Below are 22,852 nucleotides of genomic sequence, written 5' to 3'. Positions count from 1 at the left end.
TTACTCCGCGCCAAAGATTGGTAGTTTAACAAGATCGTATGACGCTTGTTTACGTGACATACGGATCATCTCTTTCACAGGCTTAAGGTACTCTTCACCTAATTCATCCCATGACTTAGAAGTATTATTCCATACCCAAGCATGTTTCATATCTAAAGACTGAGCTACGTAAGCAACACGGCCTACACGACCGAAGTCAACTGTAATTTCACGGCCATCTAACTTCAACGTACCTTGACTAGATGCAACGATAGAGCTGTAGTCTTTTTCAACTAAGTAAGCTTCTAAAACTTGACGGTATTTTTCAGAAGTCGTAACTGAAGAATTAACCATTGTTTCACGAAGTCTTTCTACACGCGCTAAACGTTTTTCTGTCTCAAAAGGAACGTCCGCTTTGATGAATTGCTCAAGCGTATCGATCATGCGATACATCAAAGGCACAACGTTTTGTTTCGTTTTGTCGATAGTCGCGATTTGACGATTAAACGATTCAATACCAGCATTTTGGTCTGCAACCAAATTTGCAACATGATCGTTATAAACTTTTAAGATCTCTTTTTCATCTACTACTGAACGGTATTCAGCTAGTAATTCTTGAGTTTGCTCAAAAGCATTATCTACTTTCGCTTGTGATTTTACAGCAGCCTTGTGAATTTGCGCTTCAGCTTTGTGAAGTTCATTCAAAGGATCTGCCATCACGTTACTGCTTGCAAATGCAAATGCGCCAACCAACGCTGTTGCTACAAGACTTTTTCTGATTTTAACAGACATAGTTCCCAACCAATTAAGTAATGTTACTTTTTAGAATTTAAAGCTGATTAAAACTCAACCAGAACCAACGCTTTTTATAAAAGCGTCAACTCACCAATAATGCTAAATGCTGCAAGCTCTGTCAACTCGATGTTTGCCCTATCTGCCATATTTATCTGCTAACATAAAAATCATTACATTACATTTACATATAAAAATATTCACCTAGCATATATTTTCGGGTCTAAGCTATCAGTATTTAATTTTTTGTTAATTAAAAGTACTTTTATTTTTATCAGAAAACTTGATAATTATTCATTAGATTTGAAATATATTTTTAAAAATAAGGAAAGATTTAATTGTAGTGATTCTTATTAACGTAGTTTATCAATATTTAGCTTTTGTAAAATAGACTTCTCAATATCAAAATTTATAACATTGTTAAGATGGCGCTTAGCCTTTACTATTTCTTCTTCAAACTCTTTCCTAATCGCATAATATCTACCTTCTCTTATTTTTGAATTGAAAGCCTCATTTGGAGCTTTAGCATTCTTTTTTAAGACTTCAGAATTTAATATTGAACTCATATCCAACTCAGTTAATTTTAAATCTAAAAACTGGTTGAAATCACTCAATGACTGTTTGGGGTTTTCAAAGAATGTTTCGATATTGGTTAACAGAAGTCTGCTTTTAATAGTGACAGGTAAATGAATAAATTGATCTAAATGAAAGTACCAAATCAAAATACACGCTTCTATATGTGATAACTGATCAATCTCGAGTTTCTCTAGCCACTTTTCTTGTCTAGCTTCTCTACGGAGAATTTTAACGAGCAATGGCATTTTATTCTTTGTTTCTTGTGACTTGTTTAAATTTGAAAGTATGAATTGATCTAAATCTGTATAGATAAACAACCCTTTAGCATGCCGACAGCGGCTAAAAATATCTTCTATAAGGTTATTCGCCACATTGGTTGGTTTTATTAATATTGACTCTGATTCAGAGTAGGTTTTACCCAATAAATTTACACAATTAGTAACAAGGTCTTGCCATAAATTAAGGTCAAAATTACCTGTATGTATGAGCCCTCTTTTTGTATCTGCTAACTTGCGTAATATCCAGGGTTCACGTAACGAAAAGACCTTACCATCAACATTTAGACACCGAGAAATCAGAGTTGAGGCAACAAATGAAATATGGAAAAGATAGTTTGTCGGTATAACCCCCTTCTTTTCCTCTGCTATGATCTGATTTAGTAATGGCATATTAACCTGCCATGTTTCCCCTGTTGCTCCCTGTATTCTCGTATCCAAAAAACTTGAATTGGAGTATGAATATTTATTCACCTTTATAAAGGTGTACTCATGTGAAACTAATGTTAAATCATGTAGTAAGTAATCAGGGTTAAATAATAAATCACGCTTCATTATCTTAGTCCTCAATTGCCATAAAAAAAGGCTGCAAAAGCAGCCTTATTAGATATTTTTATCTACAAACTAACAATTAGAAAGTTTGAGTTAAACGGATGAACCAGCTACGACCAAATAAACGATAGTTACTTTCATCTGTATTACCGTTGAATGCAGGCTCGATGTACGGAGGCTGTTCGTCTAGTACGTTAGTAATACCGGCAGAAACTACAGTACCTGTATCAAAGTTATAAGTTGCTGTAACATCGTGGTACATGAATGAATCAACATTGTACACGTGACCATCAGTAGTACCCCAGTATAATAACTCAGTGTACTCAAGCGCACCAATATAGTTAGCACCGTATGAAATTGTTAAATCATCCATAGAGTAACTAGCATTAAAGTTTGCTTTATCTGTAGCGTAGTTTGTATCGTTTTCGAATAAACCGTTAAGATCTTTCATTTCGAATTCAAACGACTCAGAGTTATAGATTTGATTCTCGCGCTCTAAGAAGTGAGTCCAAGAAAGGTTGAATCTCCAATCACCACCTAATGCTTCCATTGAGTAGTTAGCTTCAAAGTCAATACCTTTAGCTGTCATGCGACTTAAGTTGCTGGCTTTAGCACTTAAACGTGAGATTTCACCATTTGTACGCTCAACGTTATCACAAAGAGACTCGATTCCGCCTAAGTAACACCCTTTAAGTGAATCAAATGCACCTACACCATCGATTACTTTTTCGATCTCAATTGCCCAGTAATCAACAGTAATACCTAGGCCTTCAGCAAACTCTGGAGAATAAGCAAAACCTACTGTGAATGTATCACCTTCTTCAGGTTTAAGGTCTGGGTTACCACCTACACGTGCTAACTGCTGACCGTCTAAGTTGTTAGAACCACCTGCAGGTACACCGTCAGCTTGGCAGTAACCTTGTTGTGCAGAAGTTAAACTACCCCAGTTTGCTGTGCTACATGGATCTGTTGCTGAAGGGAATGAATCAGACTCTGGACCATATAAAGAACCAATACCTGGTGCACGGAATACAGTACCGTAAGTACTACGCACTAGTAATTCATCAATAACTTTCCACTCTGCACCTAATTGATAAGTTGTTGAATCACCGAATGCGCTGAAATCGTCGTATCGTAAACCAACTTTAAGGTCTAAGGACTCAGCCATTGGAGCATCAGCAAGTAAAGGAATACGGAACTCAGTGAATAAACTTGTTACATCAAAGTCACCATTAGTGCCTTTCGATTTATTACCTGTAACCGCGCTCATGAATTTACCAGAGTCAACTTGCGCTTCAGCTTCTTCTTTACGATATTCGAAACCAAAACCACCAGATACGATACCTGCTGGTAATTCAAACACATCACCACCAACAAAAGCAGTTAACGTTTGAACTGTATAGTTACTTGCATCTACAAGCGGTGCAGTTACATAGTCAAGCATCTCTTGAGTAACAGAGCCCGGTCCGCCGAATACGTTCATAGATACACAGTCAGCAATTGGTGCTGCTGCAGTACCACATACGATGTTACCATTTGCATCTTTGAAAGATGGACCCATTGCTTTAGCAAGGTTAGGACCAAACAATTGACCGAAGTCTGTCGATGTATTTTGAGTATAACCGTAGTTGTAGTTTACATCGTAGTACCAATTATCATTGATTTCGCCTTCGAAACCGATAACTTGTTGGAAACCAACAATGTCTTGCTCAAAGCTACGACCACCTTCTAACATACGACGACGTGAACGGAGCACATCTTCACCAAACGGGTTATAGAAGTTATCTTTTGATACACCGTTAAAAGCAACCATTACCTGGTTACCTTCATCATCTAATACTGGTGTGCCGTCTGCATTTGTTTTGCCATAAGTACCAGAGTAACCCGGATCAAAACGTGTATCATAAGGAACAGCTGCTAGCTCTTGACGAGAAGTACGCTTATTGATGCGTGTTTCAGTGTAAGCACGAGTTGAATCATTAATTTCCATTGAACCTTCAATGAAAATGTTTAATTTTTCATAAGGTGTTTGAAGATAGTTAACTGGTGCGTAGTTATAAGTATCATTGTTTGGACCGCCACCTACGAAATCGCGCATGTCGCCAGGTGCTGCAATGCCACCATCACACTTACCATTTGTTTGGCTTGGACCGTGTTGCAAATAGAAGTTACCACAAGGAACTGAACCTGAACCTACTTCAATAACATTCGCATTATCACCTGTACCAATTAAACCATTCTTCCAGAAAGACTCTTCAGCATCTGAACCCCAAACCTGCCAAGGGTAGTTCATGAAGTCGATCGGTGTATCACCTTGGTAAACAGCTGATTGATCAACATAATCAAGACCGACTACTAAGTGGCCTTTATCAAACGCTTTACCTAAAACAAGGCTGAAACCAGTTTCGTCATTTGTGCTTACATCAAATGAACCTTTAGTCTGAAGTGTTAATTCAACACCTTCGAAATCTTTACGAGTAATGATGTTAACAACACCCGCTACCGCATCAGCACCGTATGTAGCAGAAGCACCATCTTTAAGTACTTCGATACGTTTAACCATTGAGCTAGGAATTGTTTGGAAATCACTGCTTACTGGACGACGACCATTAACAAGTACTAGAGTACGAGCAGAACCTAAACCACGAAGTTCAACTGAAGTTGCACCAGAACCACCATTATTTGTTGTAGTCATTGCTGGAGAACCAGACATTACAGCACTGCTTTGTAAGAATTGACCAACATCTTGGATACCTTGAGCTTTCATTTGCTCTGCAGTAATCACTGTAACAGGAGAAGCTGATTCCATATCTGTACGTTTAATACGTGAACCTGTTACTTCAATTCGCTCTACTGCTTCTGCACCTTCTTCAGCTGCAAAAACGTTCGATGTGAATGCTGCTGTTGACGCAGCACCAAAAGCAATCGCTAGGCGAACAGCTTTTGAGATTTTATTATTTAACATTTAGATTTCTCCCTGGACCACACTCTTTGGTGCGATTTAATTTTTTTTGTTAATTAATGTGAACTAATTAACGATTTTCGAGTCAAGCTCATTATCCGAGGCAAATATTAAACATAAGGGGAAACATCGGTCAACAAATGTTTATAAAGAATTAACAGTTTAGCAGCACATATTTCAAAACAGACACACAATGACACATATATATACATCATCACCGACCATTAAAAAAAACCTTAACTAATTGAATAAGAAAAACTTTCAGTTGAATTTCACTTCTAACAACCTCTGTAACCAATCTATTACAAAAAATATTTATTATTTTTAGAACATTTCCTCTTGACCGCTTAAAAAACGCTCAAAAGTTAAGTTTATGGTTGGTAATATTGATTCAGCAATCGGCCTAAGCTGCTTTTCAAGGTAATGTTCTAGATCAGGGATAACCGGCTTTTCAGACACCATAACAGGGCCATTTTTCGATATTATGTATTGTATCCACTGGCCACGTTGGAAGCGTTTATCCGGATTATCGAGCTGAAATTTTTGTGCCGCTTGTGCGTGTGGTGGGATATTTTTAACATATTCACTTAAATTTTGGCCAAGGCGCTTTCGGTACACCAAAAGATGATTCAACTTCCCCGCCATTAAGGAAGTAATTATCTGTTTTATATACTCTTCTACCGATTCACTCGCAAATATCCGTTCAAAAAGTTCTGACTGAAATACACGGGCCAACTCAGTCCAATCACTGCGAACGGTTTCCATGCCTTTGAACACCAAATGATTGCCGCCCCTCCCTTTTACTTGTCCAACATAACGCTTTTTTGACCCTGTTATACTGCCCCGGATGGTGGGCATAAAGAATGGACTGTAAAGAGTTTCAAATTCAATCTCTAAATAGCTGGTTAAACCATATTGTTTTTCACAATAATTTTGCCAAAAATTATTGATATGTTTCTCAATTTTGCTGCCTGTTTGTTGACAAGTTTGAGCATCATAGTCATCCTGCAATGCAACGAAAGTAGAGTCAGTATCGCCATAGATCACACGAAACCCAAGCCGCTCTATTTCTGCGCGCGTTTTAAGCATAATGTCATGGCCTCTCATTGTAATCGAGCTCGCAAGCCTTGGATCATAAAAACGGCATCCTGATGAGCCCAACACACCGTAAAAGCTATTCATGATGATTTTTATCGCTTGAGAGCGCATTTGATTTTTTTCCGCTTTAGCTTCATCGCGCGCTTGCCATAAGTGGTCGATCAACTGAGGTAAATGATGTTTTGTACGCGAAAATAATGCATCGTGATAACCTGGTACCGCTTCATTAGGATCGTTCAAGCCTTCAATCAAGCCAATAGGATCGATCAAAAAGGTACGGATAATCGAGGGATACAAACTTTTAAAGTCTAAAACAATCACATTTTTATATAAACCTGGCTCGGAGTTCATCACATACCCCCCTGGACTTGAAAAATTCACATCTTGATCGCCAAGATTGGGCGCTACATAACCACTGCGGTGCATCAAAGGTAAATACAAATTTACAAAAGCCGCAACTGAGCCTCCTTGTCGCTCGATATCTAAACCTGTTAACTGTGTGCGTAGTAATGCAAATTCGAGCAGTTTTTCTTGTTCAAAAATGTTCCAAACAAGTTGACAGTCTTTTAAGTTGTATGCGGCTAGTGCCAACTTATCATGTTTAAATTGCCACTCAATCTCAGATAATTGGTCATCAGAATCAATTAGTTTTTTTTCACCAAGCAATTGGTGAGCAACATTCGCTAAACTAAAAGTCGAAAATTGGTAAGTGGCATTTTTTAGGGTGTCAATCCCATCCAGTACAACGCGACCCGGTACCAATAACTTGGCTACTTTCGAGTCTTTTAGTTGAACTTTTTGTGCACCACGGCCAAGTCGTAGCTCCAACCCTAATTGCTCAGCGCGACGAACCAATAAAGTAAAATCAAAATCAATCACATTCCAACCAATAATGACGTCCGGATCGTACTCACTAATACAAAGTTCAAGTTCAGATAAAAGCTGAGTTTCATCTTTGACCCAAATAATTTCTTGAGTATCAGTTTGTGACTCCCCAACCATAATCACTTTGGCAATGTCTTTACCAAAAAGGCCTACAGAATATAAAATTCCTTTACCACTGCATTCAATATCAAGAGATACCATTTTCAGCACAGGAAGATAATCACAAGACTTCATTTTAGTATGCGTTAAAGTCGAAAAGAATTGACCTCGTTTTAGTTCCCCTCCCGCCTTTACTGAACCACGAATAAAGCGTTCCATTAAAAAACGTTCACTGTGGCGAATATCTCCTTCCAAAATACGAATATGATTCGCCGTTAAATATTTTTTTGTATCATAAAAGTCAGTTAATGAACGAAAATACAACGCAGCCACAACCTGCTGTTGGAATGTTTTTAATGACAAGATCTGTGTTCTTGGCCTGATGCCCCGCTCAGACAAAACATTTATCACCTGAGGTAAGTCCGACGCTAAAATAAAAAACACCGCTTCTTGTTGATCAACAATGGCGCGGACAGGCCCGTGCTCGGTCGCAAGCCAATAACACAGAGCAAACCCTTCTCGAGTTTTAAATTGTTGCTTAGTGAGAACAAACCCACTGAAGTATTCATAGTTAGAAGTTGACACGCTCACGCTCAATTGGCTACACGAATATAAGTTTGTGAATGTTTTTTATTGTACGCACTTTCCTGACACTCTAAAATGCGTTTTTTAATCTGTGGTCAAACAGAGTGTTTGACTCATTTCTTTTCCTTATTTTAGGCTTGTTTGATGCTTTCTGATGCGCTAAAAAAAACCATACGTCACATACATCAACAAGTGGCCGACAACCTCTGTGACTACAAACCACGAAAAGGTCAAAATTACCTGGTTGCTGAAATTGCTAAAACCCTGAGTGGCGAATACCACAAAACTCAGCGAATTTGCGTTATGGAAGCTGGAACTGGAACCGGTAAATCGCTTGCATACTGTTTAGGGGCACTTCCCTATACATTTAGTAAAAACAAGAAATTAGTCATCTCCACCGCAACAGTAGCACTGCAAGAACAATTAATTGAAAAAGAATTACCTTTTTTTGCCAAACACTCAGGCCTCGACTTTAAATTTGATTTAGTAAAAGGTCGCAACCGGTATATATGCGCGCAAAAACTGGCTATGGCACTCGAGGAGTCACCGCAACAGCTTGAGTTCATTCCCCTTAGTTCAACCCCGCTATCAGATATGGAAAAAAAATGCCTACTGCAATTACAAACGGCTTACCAAAAAAACCAATGGGCTGGTGATCGCGATAGTTGGGCCGACACCATCCCTGATGCGGTTTGGCACCTCATAGCCAGTGATAAACACTCGTGTCAACGTCAGTTAAGCGGCCATCAACACTGTCCATTTCACCAATCACGGAACCGCCTCAATCAAATGGACGTGCTGGTTGTCAATCACAGTTTATTATTGGCTGATCTTGATTTAGGTGGGGGCACCATTTTACCTGAACCTGATAATTGCGTTTATGTTATCGACGAAGCGCACCATTTGCCGCAAATCACTCGCGACTTTTCATCTGCCTCGGGCACCATCAAAGGCACGCTAGAGTGGCTCGAAAAGTTGCTTAAGTTCAATCAAAAGTTAGCTAACGCTATTTCGTCACAACGTGCGATAGGCCTAAACTTTAAACTAGCCGATGCCATTAATGATGCCAACTCGTTACTCAAAAAAGTGCGTGATTTTTTAAGTGAAACACCATTTGAATTTAATGAAGATAATGTCTATCGCTTCAAAGATGGTGAGCTTCCCAAAACGTTATCGACTCTCAGTAAAGACCTCAATGATGCCTCATTACTTATTTTAAAACACCTCAGAAAAATGCATGACGCACTCACGCAAGATTTAAGCGATGGCGATGTCAAAGCTCAAGTAGCCGAACCCATTTTATCCGAAACAGGCGTATATCTTCAGCGCGTTGAAAACTTCAATAAGCTATGGTTTAACCTCACCCATTCGAGCCAAACTACCCCTCATGCGCGCTGGTTAAAACAACTTGAATATAAAAACAATCATGATCATCTCTTAGCTGACTGCCCAATAGAAGTCGGTTTTTATCTCAAAGATAAATTGTGGAACGAGTGTGCTGGCGCTGTTTTATGCTCCGCCACACTTACTGCGTTAGGGAATTTTGATCATTTTTCGTATGAATCAGGCCTTGCCGGCGAAGAAGGGGTGAAGTACTTAAAAGTGCCTTCCCCCTTTGATTACCCGAACCAAGGACTTATTCATATACCCAAAATGGATTGTGAGCCGACCGATAAAAACTTTACCCAAAACTTAATTCGCTGTTTACCTGATTTTATAAAACAAGATGAAGGTAATTTAATTTTGTTTTCATCTTATTGGCAAATGGGTGAGGTCGCCAAAGGCTTACGCTCAAAAGGCTTGAGTTTACTAATTCAAGGGGAAGCTTCGAGAGAATCGTTGTTGAGTTTGCATAAAAGTAAAATCGATGGCGGCAATGGCTCAATTTTAATGGGCACACAGGGGCTTTCTGAAGGGCTAGATTTGCCTGGTGCTTACTTAACAAATCTGATCATTACTAAATTACCTTTTGCTGTGCCCACTTCTCCTGTAGAAGAGGCTCAAGCTGAGTATGTTCAAAAGCGCGGTGGTAATGCCTTTTTGTCGATAACTGTGCCAGATGCGTCTAAGAAGTTAGTGCAAAGCTGTGGTAGACTGCTGCGAAAAGAACGTGACTCAGGCCGAATTGTCATACTCGATCGGCGCCTCATTAGTAAACGTTACGGTAAAGCAATGCTTGACTCTTTACCCCCGTTTAAAAGACAAATAGACTATTAATGTTAGAACTCGCTCTGGACCCATCGACTTGGGCCATTTTATGTGCAGTTGCTTTTGCTGCCGGATTTATTGATGCTATTGCTGGCGGTGGCGGTCTGCTGACTGTGCCTGCTTTACTCACTGCTGGTCTGCCACCACATTTGGTTCTCGGCACCAACAAATTAGCGGCCAGTTTTGGCTCATTAACGGCCAGCGTCACTTATTATAAAAAGCAATTATTTACCCCCAGCTTTTGGAAAAAATCCATCGCCGCCACTGCAGTTGGCGCGCTATTGGGCACTTTAATAGTCGATTATCTTTCAACAGATATGCTAAATAAGTTATTACCCCTTATTATTATTTTAGTCGCTATTTACAGCATTTTTGGCCGTCTAAATCACGGTGAAAGTATCAAAATGCCTGATAACATTCCGCATTTAGACGCAAAACAAGTCGGACAAGGACTCAGTTTAGGCTTTTTCGATGGTCTTGCGGGCCCAGGTACTGGCGCTTTTTGGACGGCTAGTAATGCGTATTTGTATAAAATGAATTTGCTACTCAATTGTGGTTTAGCGCGTTCCATGAACTTTGTCAGCAATGTCGTCTCGTTAGCAGCATTTATCGTACTGGGTCATGTCAATTTTTTATTAGGCATTACCATGGGCGCTTTTTTGATGTTTGGGGCATGGTTAGGGGCCCATTCTGCAATTAAATTTGGTAGTAAATTAATTAAACCTTTATTTAATACTATGGTTATTTTACTGGCTTCAAAACTGATTTATGAGGCGTATTTTGTATGAGTTTAACGGTTCTAGAGCGACTCGAAGCACAAATAAATAAACTCAGACACGACGCAAAACAATTCGATAACGCGAAGCTGCTCGATAAAAACCGCCATTTTCGCCACAAACAACAATTGTTCGATCCCCACTTGTTTAGTAGTAAAAGTTTACTTTTGGCTGACTATGTAGATGAAATTTCCGACGCCCTCGCCTGTATGCCTGCGATGACACAGCGCAACAGCTACACTTTTGCGGTCGAAAAAATCTCTTTACAACTTGAAGCAATCGTTCGCGTATTAAAAGCCACTCCAGTTTGGGCAAAAGAAAACCAAGCCACTCGTAAAAAATATTACAAAAAAGCAGTGCAACATGTAATGCAATCGTCCCATGAGTTATACAAAGAGCTATCTGAACACCATGAATTCGAACGACGATTAAACGAAATGGTCTCACTGCGCCGTTTGCAACTCGATAAAGCTTCTACTGAACAAGCCAGTAAGATAAACCTCGAAATTCTTGCTTTACACGGTCGTTTAGGCCGCTGCCGAAAAGCGATCAGCGCCATCGAAGAGAAAATTCAACGAGCCGAAAAATCAAAATGACACCGTATTTCTTTTATCACCCCGTTTATTCTGACCTACCTCTTGGCCCTAAACACCGCTTTCCAATCAAAAAATATCAGTACTTGTTCGAAAAATTATCTCATGCTTCATTAGATGTCTCGATTAGTCAATATTCACTGCCCGCCACGATAGAGCAGCTGCGGCTTTGCCATGATCCGCAATACATTGATGCATTTATTACTGGCACACTTTCAGAGAAAGCCATTCGTAAGTTGGGATTTCCTTGGACACCACAGTTAGTAAAACGGACATTTCAGTCCATAGGTGCGAGCATCGCCAGTGCAGAAACGGCATTAAGCCATGGCTTAACCATCCATCTTAGCGGCGGTTATCACCATGCGCATCGTGAGTTTGGCAGTGGTTTTTGCATTTTCAACGATCTAGCCATTGCTGCTGCGCATTGCATTCAAGCACAAAAAGCTGAACGAGTCCTTATTTTTGATCTTGATGTACACCAAGGAGATGGAACCGCACAAATTGCTCAACAGCACCCCGAAATCATCACTTGCTCTGTTCATTGTCAACAGAACTTCCCCGCACAAAAACAAATCTCGGATCTGGATTTCCCGCTTAATCGCGGTTGCACTGATGAGGAATACCTTGAAACAGTGCAGCAAGCCTTAGAATTGAGCATCCGACTCTACCAACCCGATTTAGTGCTCTACAATGCTGGGGCTGATATCTATCAAGGCGATGAACTTGGCTACCTCAATATCAGTTTAGAAGGCGTTTATCAACGTGATCTGTACGTAATAAATACATGCCAACAACTAGGCTTACCGCTAGCGTGTGCGTTAGGAGGAGGATATCAACGCAATGTCGAGCAACTAGCTGAGGTACATTGGCAATTAATCAAAGCCAGCTTGACGAGTACATCACCTACTTAAAGCTAAATAAAGAGTAAAATATCAACGAATTAATTCTCATAATGAGCAGTTAAGTGTTACATTTATAATCAGCATAAACACACTGACCGTGTATTTTATATATTGGAGAGCGCTATGAAACTACATGATGACATTCACAATTATTATGAAAAACTCATGTTAGATGAAATCGTCAAACAAAAAATTGATAAGAAATTCGACGATGACACTTTGGCCGACTTTTGCTGTACGGTTCTCAATCACCTTCCGACTCGCTACATACGCTTTGAAGTCGACATGGCGTTTTATTCGCCGCAAAAAGAGCGGATAGAAATGGAAGCCAAAGTAAAAGAAGCAATCAAAGTCGCTCTCAACTTAATTGCCAAACGCAATACCCATGAGTGATATTAGCGAGCAATTAGCGAGCGCACCGCAACATGTGCAACTCGCCATAGATTTGATTATGCTGCTCGAGCAGCATGATCTGGATCCTGCTGATGTACTCGCCGCACTCGATATCGTCAAAGATGATTTTACTCGCAAGCTCCAAACGCAAGACAAGAACAATTAAAATAACTTAAAAACAATAAAATTCATGACATCCCCTTATCACACGCGACTTCCCCTCCTCGACGTATTTCGAGGGTTTGCCATTTTTGGCATATTTTTTATTAATATCACCATCATGAATTGCTTGTTTATCAATCAAGATGCATATTTCGCCAACTTCAACGATCCAGTGAGTCTGGTTATTAATCGAATTCTTCAACTGTTCTTTTATAATAAATTTTTTCCGATTTTTTCTTTTTTATTTGGTTTTGGTTTAGCTATGCAAATGCAAAAAAAGCGACTAAATAACGAAGCGTATTTTGGGTTCTTTTCGCGCAGGATGTTGATACTTTTTTGCTTTGGTATCGCACATATCCACTTCTTATGGTCAGGAGATGTGCTGCATTTATATGCAATTTTAGGTTTGCTTTGTTTGTTATTTATCCATGTAAAGAAAGAAAATCTCATCTTAATTGCGACAATACTGTTGTTCTTTCCTTTCTATGACAATCTGTCTCAGTATTTTACCGAAGTGATACCATTTTCATTCGATGCCGCGCTATTACAGTACTCTGAACAAGGCATTATTCACGTTTTACAAAAAGAGAGTTATGGTGCAATCATTAATCTCCATTGGCATGAATATCTTGCAAATTTCCCCATGCTGCTTTTTTACTTAAGCCCGATGGCTTTATCAATGTTTTTACTGGGCATTGCCGCTGGTAAATCCTCGCACATCCTAGGTAGTCAAGATTGGGTCACCTATCATCAAAAAACCGCGATTTTAGTTACCTTACTTGGCGTGATTTACAAAGTTTCATTTTTATTTATCTTACCTCACACCAGTTTGTACACTCATGAAGTCTTGCGACCTATTTGGTTCAAAGCCATGTTTCTCAGTGATGTCAGTTTAGGCTTGTGTTACTTATGGGGGTTGGCATGGCTATGGCAAAAAGGTATTGCGAAGCGAGTTCTTATGCCTTTTGCTTACGTTGGAAAAATGGCACTCACCAATTATCTACTGCAAAGCCTCATCGGGTTATTTTTATTTTCAGCAATCGGATTAAGCCTTTATCAAACACTGAGTCCTGCAGCGTGTTTTATCATTGCTTTTATCATATTTACGCTACAAGCTTATTTTAGTGCCATTTGGTTACGTTACTTTAAATACGGACCCTGTGAGTGGCTATGGCGTTGTGGCTCTTATAGGCAATATGTGCAGTTAAAAATACATAAATTCAATAATATCAGCTAATAACACCCAAAAAATGAGCGATTTAGCTGATAAAACCCCTTTTAACTAAAACACGAGAGTGGAAGCCATACTTTTACACTGACTCCCCCATGTGAGCGATTATAAATACTTATTTTTCCTTGATGCGCCTCGGCTATTTCACGACACAGTGCTAAACCAAGTCCTGAGCCACTCGGCTTAGTTGAATAAAAAGGTAACAAAGCATTGTTCATCACAGTCTCTGTCATTCCTTTGCCCTGATCATTGATACTAATGAGATGACCTGGTTGAACACCTTCGTTTGTTAAAGCAATACTTATTTCAATGTCTTCAGGCTTAGAACCTGATTCATGAGCATTTTTTAATAAATTGATTAAAAGCTGCTCTAACTGAGCGCGATCGGCATACCCTGAAGCTGTTGGGACATCACCACAAAATTGAAATGGCCATTGTAGTTTTAATGTATTAATAAGTTCTTGCCACTCAATACTGGCAGGCTGTGGAGTCGGCAGTTTTGCAAATCGACCATAACCTTGTATAAACTCACTTAAATGGCGGATCCGACCATCAATCGTGTTAAATACACGTGCTAGACGAGGCTCGTCGAGTTTCCCCGCCAATACTTGACCACTGTGTAGCATCGACGAAATAGGGGCCAGAGAATTATTCAATTCATGACTGATAACACGGATGACTTTCTTCCATACAGCAACCTCTTGACGGCTAAGCTCTCGGGTTAAATGCTTAAATAAATATAAGTGATGGTATTGATTATTGAGTAAAAAACGCCCTGTCGATAAATGCCAAGTTTGGATATCATTCTCTGCCACTTCAAAACTAAATAAACCATCTTTGCCATGAGTAAGCGCAATCCCTAAAGCCTCAGGAGCCGTTGCTAAAATATCAGTAAGTAATGAGCCTTCAAGCTTTTTACCGTGTAAAAATAACTCACGTGCAGTTTGGTTCGAATATACTAAGTGCTGACTATCATCTATTAATAATAATGCTTGAGGCGAGCTTTGCAGCACCTTATCAAGCATCAGCTCCCGCTGATAAATCCATTGCTTATCTTGACGAAGTTTTTGGGCGGTATCATTGTACAATCCACACAACATCCCTAACTCATCTTGCCCTTGATAATTAAGTAATGTCGAAAAATCACCATCTTTGAAATTCAATAACCCCAACTCTAACGCATCTAACCCTTGCATAGTCGGACGTATTAGACGATAAGCGAAGAATACACTCCCCATAATCGCAAATAGCATCAGAAATGCACTCAAGCCAAAAGGCCAGGACTGTTGCCATACCAGTAAGCCGACAGGCGCTGCAGTAGTAAATGCCACTAACGCTAATAATTTTGTTTGAAGGGAGTGAAATCCTAGCATTAATACTCAATCTCAAATTTTTGTAAACGCCGATACAATGCTTGACGGCTTAAACCAAAATGGCGAGCCACTTTTGCGATCACTCCGTGATATTGATGCATTGCCTGTTCAAGCTCTGACTTATCAGGCTCTTGTACACGAGTTGTTGCTATTTTCTCAGCAACATTATGCCTTGCCAACGCAAAGTCTTGCGCTTCTAACTGACCATGCGGATTGAGAACCGCGGCTCGTTTACAGGCATTTTCAAGTTCACGGACATTTCCTGGCCACGGATGCGCCAAGAGTGCTTGTTCAGCCATCACGCTTAACTCTCGGTTAGGTAAAAAATGATGAACTAATGGGAGAATATCATCAACGCGTTCATTCAAGGCCGGTAGCTGCAGCTCAATAACATTCAAACGGTAAAATAAATCTTCTCTAAAACGACCGGCCGCAATATCCAAACGCAGATCTGCGTTTGTGGCAGAAATCACTCTTACAGAGACCGTTTGCGTAGCAACTGAGCCTAAACGCTCAAACTCACCACTTTGCAATACTCGCAAGAGTTTCATCTGTCCAGACAAAGGTAAATTACCGATTTCATCTAAAAAGAGCGTGCCGCCATCAGCGGCTTCAAAACGTCCGACTCGTCGGCTATTGCTGCCAGTATAAGCCCCGGCTTCAGCACCAAAAAGCTCAGCTTCAATCAGGTCTTGTGGTAACGCCCCAGCATTGACTTTAATAAAAGGCTGGTGCGCCAAAGCTGAGTTGGCCTGAATAATATGTGCGATACGATCTTTGCCGCTACCATTAGGACCGGTAATAAGCACTGAGACATCTGATTTAGCTAATTGTAAAGCCATATCAACGATGCGCTGCATCGCAGTGCTTGCATAAACAAGACCCACTAAGTCATGTTGTTGATGAACAAAAGTGCGCTCATTTTGTTGCCTAGTGAGGGTTTCATTTTGATTAGTCGCATCACCCAGAGCAATAAGATTTGCAATACTGACCAATAACTTATGATCATCCCAAGGCTTAGCAAGATAATCAGCTGCGCCAGCTTTAACTAGCTCAATCGCAGTTTCCAATTCTGTCCAAGCTGTCATTAAAATAATGGGTAATGTCGGATTAATAACCCTTAAATCATGAAACAACGTCACACCTTCTTCGCCAGAAGTGGTGTCAGCACTAAAATTCATATCTTGCAGTACCAAACTAACTCGCTGATAGCGGACAATTTGCAGCGCTTCAAATGGCGTTTTAGCACACACTACTTGGTAATCATGAATTTCGAGTAATAAAGCCAGCGACTCTAAAATCGCTGGATTATCATCAACAATTAAAATTTTACACATTCTTTTTGTTATCTTCCTTAATGGCGTGTAATAACTAATGGCTTATTTCGCTGCTCAGAGTTTGTTTAGACAGTACGCGTAGCAATGCTTGGCGAAATATTCGCCGCGCGCTTTGCTGGGCCATACACTGCCAACATACTCATGGAAAAAATAAATACAGACGTGGCTACAATAAACCACGTATTCAGCTGTGGTAACGAATAAAGACTCATCAATTGTTTGCCTAGTACGATAGCTAACAATGCCCCCAATACCAAGCCAACGGCACTAATTAATCCATTTTCAACCAAAAAGTAACTGATTATATCGGACTTTTTTGCACCCAGGGCGCGACGGGTACCTATTTGTTTGGTTCGTTTACTGATATTGAACAAGGTGAGGCCAAAAATCCCCATAGCAGTTACAATCATTAAAATGACAATTAAGATAATTAACATGTTCATCATTAACCGATCTTGAGCAACATATTGCGCTTTTTTTTCATCCAAACCGGTTAAGTCAGTAATAACACGTTGAGACTCGAGACCAAGCAGCACATCTTCCACTTGATTCATGACTTCCTCGCGCATCCCAGGTTCGGTTCGTACAATAAACTTACGAATTGACTGACCAATTGCAAAGGGAATGATCACCACATTATTTGCCTTTGAGTCACTCAGCCAAGGTCCAGTCATATGATCCAAGATACCAACCACAGTTAGCGGGTTATCGCCATAATAAATTATTTCACCGAGCCCTGATGAATCCATAAACATATCGTCAGCAAATTGTTTACTCACTAACGCCACAGTGGGAAATTTAGAGTAATCATTGCTCATAATGACATCATCACTACTAAAGTTACGCCCAGCGATTACTTTAATCCCCAGAGCATCAGAAAAATGTTCGTCCCCCATAAAAAACGATGAACGAACTGAAGGCGCAGGTTCAGAGCGTGGTTTTAATGCAAAGCCTGTCGAATCACCACTACCACTGATCGGCACTTGATTGGACATTACCGCATTAATCACGCCTGGAATTGTTCGGATCGCCGCTTCATCCAATTCAAACTGTTGGATGAGGTCAATCTCTTTACCAAAAGTTGTAACGTTAAATTTAAACAGGGTTTGTTCATCATATCCTGTAGGTTGATTTAAATAAGCAATCCGATCGTTGATCATAAAAGCCGCATTACTCACAATGGCTAGTGTTAAGGCGATTTGCACGATTAATAAAACCGCACCGACTCGCGCGCGCAGCAAAGAACTTATAATAGGTTTAATCTCTGACATTATCTGCATCCTATTGGCTTTTTAAATAAATGGCGGGGTTTGTTCGACACACTAACCAAGCGGGGTAAAGGCCCGCAAGTACACAAGCAGTCATTGAGATCAAAGGAGCACTCAGGTACATTTGGAAATCCATAACGGCAAGCCCCTCATAACCACTCCCTGAGAGGCGGATCCCCATTAAACCAAATTGTGCGATGATAATTCCAGCTATCCCACCGATAAACCCAAGGACTAACACTTCGACTAAGTGCTGAGAAAATATTTGGGTTTTACTCGCCCCTAGAGCCCTTCTCACGCCCACTTCTGGCGCTCTGCGCAAAAATTTTGCAAGGAGTAATCCTAAAATATTCGCCAAGCACACAGCTAAAAACATAAAGCTCAAGCCGACTAAAACTTTATTGTCTTCACTAATCACTTCATTATATTGCAGCCATTGATTAACGTTGCGAAGCTGCACGCGTGGATTGGCTCTTTTAAATCGGCCTAATTTTTTTTGCTCTTGAATATAATGACTTAAGAAAGTTCGATAGTGTTCGACATCTTGAGAACTCGGTAACTCGACCCAAAACTGTAACCAAAAAATTTCTGAATTAAGCTTATCTGCCGCTGTTTTAATGTCTTCATGTTTCCAACCATTATTGTTTCCCCAGCTTTCCAATTCTTTCAGTCTCACTTGAGAAAATGGGATGTAAACTTGCTCAGTTTCGTGAAATGCCCCATTATTTAAGTCATAGAATTTACTCGACAATGACCACGTTTGGATAATCCCCACTACAGTGTATATTTCATCATCCAAATAGAGCGTTTTGCCAACATTGTTTCCTCCACCAAACAACTTTTGATTAAGAGATTCACCAATAACCACAACTGAATCGCCTGTTTGGCCCGCTTCTTTAGACCATGTTGAACCATATAAAAATGGCACATTAAACATACTAAAAAAATCTCGGCCGGTTGCCCGTGTAGAATGCAACAAAGGCTTAAATGCAGGATTATTTAAATGCACTGCAAAGCCCGTTTTGACCATTGCGGCTTGTTTGAATGCTTGCGCTGCATACTGAAGATTTTCGCTGTCTTGAAATGTGAGCTGTTTAGGCATATTGTCGCTCGTCCACCAGCCATCACCATCATCTAATGTTTCCAATTGCACCATAAATAAACGATTACTTTTCGAGGGGATCGGATCCATCGACATCATGTGATAGACCGATAAACTGGTCATAGTCACACCAATCCCTATAGCAATAGCCAAAATCATTAAAAAGCTCACCAAAGGTGTGCGTTTCAAACTTCGCCAACTCAAATCCAAGTAATAAAAAAACATATTAGGCTCCTACCTTCAAGCTGGGGTGATTCATCGTCTCTGGTGAGCCTTGGTACAAAGTAAAATCTGCAAGTTGGCCATCAACCACCTGAATATTTCTTGGTGCACGACGCGCTAAATCAGGATCGTGTGTCACCATAACAATGGTCGCGCCTTCTCTATTGATCTGTTCTAGCAATTCCATTACTTGGCGTGCCATTAAGCTATCGAGATTACCCGTTGGCTCATCGGCCAATAAAAATCGGGGTTTACCCGCTAACGCTCGAGCAATGGCTACGCGCTGTTGCTGTCCGCCTGATAACTGTTGGGGTAAATGTTTTGCACGTGCCGCTAACCCCACCTGCTCTAAGCACTCTTCAATGCGGCGCTTTCGTTCGGCGGCCTTAATCCCCCGGTAGCGCAGAGGAACCTCGATATTTTCGTACAAATTTAAATCAGGAATTAGATTAAATCCCTGGAAAATAAATCCTATTTTTTCATTCCGGAGCTCAGCTAACGCATTATCATTTAAGATGCCAACATCGGTTCCATCTAATAAATACTGGCCAGATGTATAGGGCTCTAACATGCCGGCTATGTTTAAAAAAGTGGTTTTACCGGATCCTGAAGGACCTGTTACAGCGATAAACTCCCCTTCATTGACTCTTAAATTGAATTCACGTAAGGCATGTGTTTGTACTAATTCTGATTGATAAATTTTGCTTATATTATTCATTTCTAACATATTCTTATCCCTGCTGAACTTTTTGGTTGGTAAGTTGTTTGGTTGAAACAACAAGTATATTTAATTGGGTTAACGTAACAGAATGTGCTCAGCATTAGCGAACTGCTCATAACTTGACACGATGAGTGTGTCGCCTTCTGCCACACCTCTATTGATTTCTACTGCTGAAATACTGGTCGCTCCAATGGCAATTTCAATGCGTGATGCAATTTCACCTTCAACTTTATAGGCAACAAATCCGCCTTGTTGCATAAATGCACCACGCTTGACCATCAAGACATTTTCACGATTCTCTAATAAGATCCGAGCGGTTACACGTTGATTTTGTCGTAAACTTTGACTTTCTTGTCCTGAAAAACGAACGCGAGTGGTCACTTCTCGACCGCTCACTTCTGGTGAAATAGCTGACAATGTACCGATAATATTTTTCGCACCAACGCTGAGCTCCACGCTCATTCCAAGACCCAGTTCATTTGCATAACTTTCTGGAACCTGTAATTCAGCTTCAAACGCACTCAAATCAACTAGTGTCATCAGCGCTTGGCTGGCACTGACTGCAGCCTTTTGTTGCACAAGATGATTACCCACAATCCCTGCAACGGGCGCTTTTATTTCAAGATTTCGAACTTGTCGAGCAAGATCATCGACAACTAGCTGCTGGCGTTCAACATCACTTTTTGCTGACCTAAATTCAAATGCTAAGGTATCTTTTGCAAGATCGACTTCTTGTTTGGCATGAGCAAAGCTTAATTTAGCTCGTGATAAATTATCCGCCGCCGCTTCTAAATCTATTTGGCTAATTAAACTTTTTTTAATTGATAATTCAGCACGGCGGTTTTCACGCTCTGCAGCAGTCAGCTCAACTTGGGCTAAATCTAGCGTTTTTGTTAAACTTAATGCTTGGCGGCGCGCATTGAGTTTTTGGCGATCTAACTCTCCGCGCAGGCGCTGTAACACAGATTCTTGTTGCTTTAAGCTATTATTAAGTTCTGGACTGGCTACTTTAGCAATCACCTGCTTCTTGGCGACCTTATCGCCTGGCTGTACGAGTAAATCAACATACCCTTGCTCAGGACTGTACACTTGTGGCGCATTCGCAGCAACGATTCGGCCTGTTGCCGAAACATCTCGAATTAGGTCTCCCCGCTCAACTTGAGCAAACTGCACTCGGCGGCTATCAACTGAAAGCTCAGATGTTGAAACGTTCAAACCTTGCCAAGCTAACACGCTAAGCCCACAAGCAAACAACGAGAATACGAGAATACGGGCCATTTTTGGTTTAGTTTGTGTGATCCGAGTATCTTGAGCACTGGTATCTTTAATCATAACGGCTCTCCTGCGCTGACTGAATGTAAAAGTGACTCACACTGCGCAATAAAAACTGCGATCAAAATGACCATCATTGGCGCTGAAAAAAATAGCATTGTCAGTAGCATGTCTGTTCCTTTTAAACTGTACTGAGCTTAATAATTCGAAATGCGTGCCAACAACCAACAAAAATTAACCTATTGAAAATTAAAGGTATTTCTATATTAGTTCAGATTTATTACTGACCGCGGACACATAATAGCGTCCGCTGCGGACACTTTTAAAAGCCGGTTTAAACGCAATGGTGAACTTTAGGTGACAAGTTTGAAACTCTGAATGTGGATTTGCGAGCAAAAGCGCCACGAAAGATGGGGCAAGGCCTGTCTATATAACCTCAGATCTGCATAAGAATTAAAGCCGAGTCACTTTTATACTCGGCTTTTTAGTCTGAAAAGTATAGGCAATTAATCCAGCCATTAAATTAACCATAAATGAGATGCAGCTGCGGTGCCTTGTGTGGTCTATTTGAGCCATATTTTTCAGCTGGTCGAAAACTGTTTCAATGATGAAACGCTTTGATAACATCGCTCTATCCCAAGATGATATTGGCTGACGTTTCATATTACTTCGTTGACCTGTAATAAAATCAATGCCTTGCTCAGCAAGTTCCGCTTTTAAGTTTGCAGATACATAACCTTTATCAGCGTATAAACTACCTGTAACATTATCAACCATATCTAATACCGGCTGTCTATCATCAACATTCCCAGCTGTCACTTTTACAGCTAATAAACCCCCTTCATCATTCATGATGAGGTGAAGTTTAAAGCCATAAAACCAGCCCATTGTTCCTTTGCCTCGTTTGGCTTCTCCCGCGAAAACTTGGTGACGAGGAATACGCATGTTGTGACACACCTTGAGAGAAGTGGAATCGATAAATGCAATGCCTGTTGGTTTATCAAAGCGCTGCTTCAGATAGCTGCACAGAGCAGGTAACGTGGCCTGAAGTAACTTCAACATACGTGTATAACTGACTAAATCAGGAAAATAATGTCGCCAATACTGATAAACAAATTTGGTGTAGTAAGTTTTAAAATCGCGATAACCTGATTGATGAAAAGCAATTAATATAGTCATCACTTCGCTAGAGGATAGTCGAGATGGCTTAATGCGTTGCTTTTCACCTGATTCTATTAGGTGTTTAAGCCATTGAGGTTCAAACAATAAACAAAAATCATCGACATCTACGTAAATTGCATCTAAGTTATTCATGCCCTTGCCTCGGTAATCTAATGTTTCTTGGTCGAAAGATCTGATCACCGCAAGGGCATTTAGTTCCATTTCTTATGTGCAGCTCAGGTTATATAGGTTTAACAGTGATTGAGTGCTAGTCAGGTGAGTTTTATGCCTCATACTTTACAAAATAAAAAAGCCAGTGAGAGTCACT

The 22,852-nt window shown here is 40.3% G+C and carries 18 protein-coding genes; 7 read left to right on the top strand and 11 right to left on the bottom strand.

Annotated features, from left to right (window positions below; genetic code table 11):
* From AC3KVK_RS05905 to AC3KVK_RS05890, 4 genes are all read right to left on the bottom strand, one after another.
* Positions 1 to 771, bottom strand: a complete 771-nt coding sequence (locus AC3KVK_RS05905; protein ID WP_490313446.1) for a DUF3450 domain-containing protein — start codon at positions 769 to 771, stop codon at positions 1 to 3.
* Between the two features lie 353 nt (positions 772 to 1,124).
* Entirely contained in the window at positions 1,125 to 2,177 is a 1,053-nt protein-coding gene (locus AC3KVK_RS05900) for a hypothetical protein (RefSeq protein ID WP_490313447.1), read from the bottom strand.
* Between the two features lie 76 nt (positions 2,178 to 2,253).
* Positions 2,254 to 5,139: a TonB-dependent receptor domain-containing protein gene (locus AC3KVK_RS05895; protein WP_490313448.1), complete on the bottom strand. Its 2,886-nt coding sequence runs from the start codon at positions 5,137 to 5,139 to the stop codon at positions 2,254 to 2,256.
* A 321-nt stretch (positions 5,140 to 5,460) separates the two neighbouring features.
* Complete coding sequence (locus tag AC3KVK_RS05890; RefSeq protein WP_490313449.1) at positions 5,461 to 7,803, bottom strand: DNA polymerase II; 2,343 nt, start codon at positions 7,801 to 7,803, stop codon at positions 5,461 to 5,463.
* A gap of 144 nt (positions 7,804 to 7,947) precedes the next feature.
* Between AC3KVK_RS05890 and dinG the strand changes: the two genes are divergently transcribed.
* From dinG to AC3KVK_RS05855, 7 genes are all read left to right on the top strand, one after another.
* Positions 7,948 to 10,020 (top strand): ATP-dependent DNA helicase DinG, encoded by a 2,073-nt coding sequence (gene dinG, locus AC3KVK_RS05885; RefSeq protein ID WP_490313450.1) that lies wholly within the window; start codon positions 7,948 to 7,950, stop codon positions 10,018 to 10,020.
* Positions 10,020 to 10,799 (top strand): TSUP family transporter, encoded by a 780-nt coding sequence (locus AC3KVK_RS05880; protein WP_490313451.1) that lies wholly within the window; start codon positions 10,020 to 10,022, stop codon positions 10,797 to 10,799. The genes dinG and AC3KVK_RS05880 overlap by 1 nt, the downstream gene beginning before the upstream one ends.
* The gene (locus AC3KVK_RS05875) at positions 10,796 to 11,383 is read left to right on the top strand and encodes a primosomal replication protein (RefSeq protein ID WP_490313452.1); all 588 of its coding nucleotides are present in this window, start codon (positions 10,796 to 10,798) and stop codon (positions 11,381 to 11,383) included. Before AC3KVK_RS05880 ends, AC3KVK_RS05875 begins: the two co-directional genes overlap by 4 nt.
* Positions 11,380 to 12,291 (top strand): histone deacetylase family protein, encoded by a 912-nt coding sequence (locus AC3KVK_RS05870; protein WP_490313453.1) that lies wholly within the window; start codon positions 11,380 to 11,382, stop codon positions 12,289 to 12,291. The genes AC3KVK_RS05875 and AC3KVK_RS05870 overlap by 4 nt, the downstream gene beginning before the upstream one ends.
* Before the next feature lie 114 nt (positions 12,292 to 12,405).
* Positions 12,406 to 12,675 (top strand): late competence development ComFB family protein, encoded by a 270-nt coding sequence (locus AC3KVK_RS05865; RefSeq protein ID WP_490313454.1) that lies wholly within the window; start codon positions 12,406 to 12,408, stop codon positions 12,673 to 12,675.
* On the top strand, positions 12,668 to 12,841 hold the full coding sequence (locus AC3KVK_RS05860; RefSeq protein ID WP_490313455.1) for a DUF2496 domain-containing protein: 174 nt from the start codon (positions 12,668 to 12,670) through the stop codon (positions 12,839 to 12,841). Before AC3KVK_RS05865 ends, AC3KVK_RS05860 begins: the two co-directional genes overlap by 8 nt.
* A gap of 258 nt (positions 12,842 to 13,099) precedes the next feature.
* The gene (locus AC3KVK_RS05855; protein WP_490313456.1) at positions 13,100 to 14,074 is read left to right on the top strand and encodes a DUF418 domain-containing protein; all 975 of its coding nucleotides are present in this window, start codon (positions 13,100 to 13,102) and stop codon (positions 14,072 to 14,074) included.
* 41 nt (positions 14,075 to 14,115) lie between these two features.
* Here AC3KVK_RS05855 and AC3KVK_RS05850 read toward each other — a convergent pair whose 3' ends face one another.
* From AC3KVK_RS05850 to AC3KVK_RS05820, 7 genes are all read right to left on the bottom strand, one after another.
* The gene (locus AC3KVK_RS05850) at positions 14,116 to 15,441 is read right to left on the bottom strand and encodes a sensor histidine kinase (RefSeq protein ID WP_490313457.1); all 1,326 of its coding nucleotides are present in this window, start codon (positions 15,439 to 15,441) and stop codon (positions 14,116 to 14,118) included.
* A complete protein-coding gene (locus AC3KVK_RS05845; RefSeq protein ID WP_490313458.1) occupies positions 15,441 to 16,778 on the bottom strand; it encodes a sigma-54-dependent transcriptional regulator in 1,338 nt (445 codons plus the stop codon). The genes AC3KVK_RS05850 and AC3KVK_RS05845 overlap by 1 nt, the downstream gene beginning before the upstream one ends.
* Positions 16,779 to 16,843: 65 nt before the next feature.
* Complete coding sequence (locus tag AC3KVK_RS05840) at positions 16,844 to 18,049, bottom strand: ABC transporter permease (RefSeq protein WP_490313459.1); 1,206 nt, start codon at positions 18,047 to 18,049, stop codon at positions 16,844 to 16,846.
* Positions 18,050 to 18,059: 10 nt separating this feature from the next.
* A complete protein-coding gene (locus AC3KVK_RS05835; RefSeq protein WP_490313460.1) occupies positions 18,060 to 19,373 on the bottom strand; it encodes an ABC transporter permease in 1,314 nt (437 codons plus the stop codon).
* Between the two features lies 1 nt (position 19,374).
* Positions 19,375 to 20,097 carry an ABC transporter ATP-binding protein gene (locus AC3KVK_RS05830; RefSeq protein ID WP_490313461.1) on the bottom strand — a complete coding sequence of 241 codons (723 nt, stop codon included), beginning with the start codon at positions 20,095 to 20,097 and terminating at the stop codon, positions 19,375 to 19,377.
* 69 nt (positions 20,098 to 20,166) lie between these two features.
* Positions 20,167 to 21,423, bottom strand: coding sequence for an efflux RND transporter periplasmic adaptor subunit (locus AC3KVK_RS05825; protein ID WP_490313462.1), 1,257 nt, complete (start codon positions 21,421 to 21,423; stop codon positions 20,167 to 20,169).
* A gap of 393 nt (positions 21,424 to 21,816) precedes the next feature.
* A complete protein-coding gene (locus tag AC3KVK_RS05820; RefSeq protein WP_518526932.1) occupies positions 21,817 to 22,677 on the bottom strand; it encodes an IS982 family transposase in 861 nt (286 codons plus the stop codon).
* Positions 22,678 to 22,852 lie beyond the last annotated feature (175 nt).

The organism is Pseudoalteromonas sp. J2K-J979 (assembly GCF_058169715.2).
The sequence above is the reverse complement of the archived record's forward strand: the minus strand, read 5'-3'. Positions and strand labels throughout refer to the sequence as shown.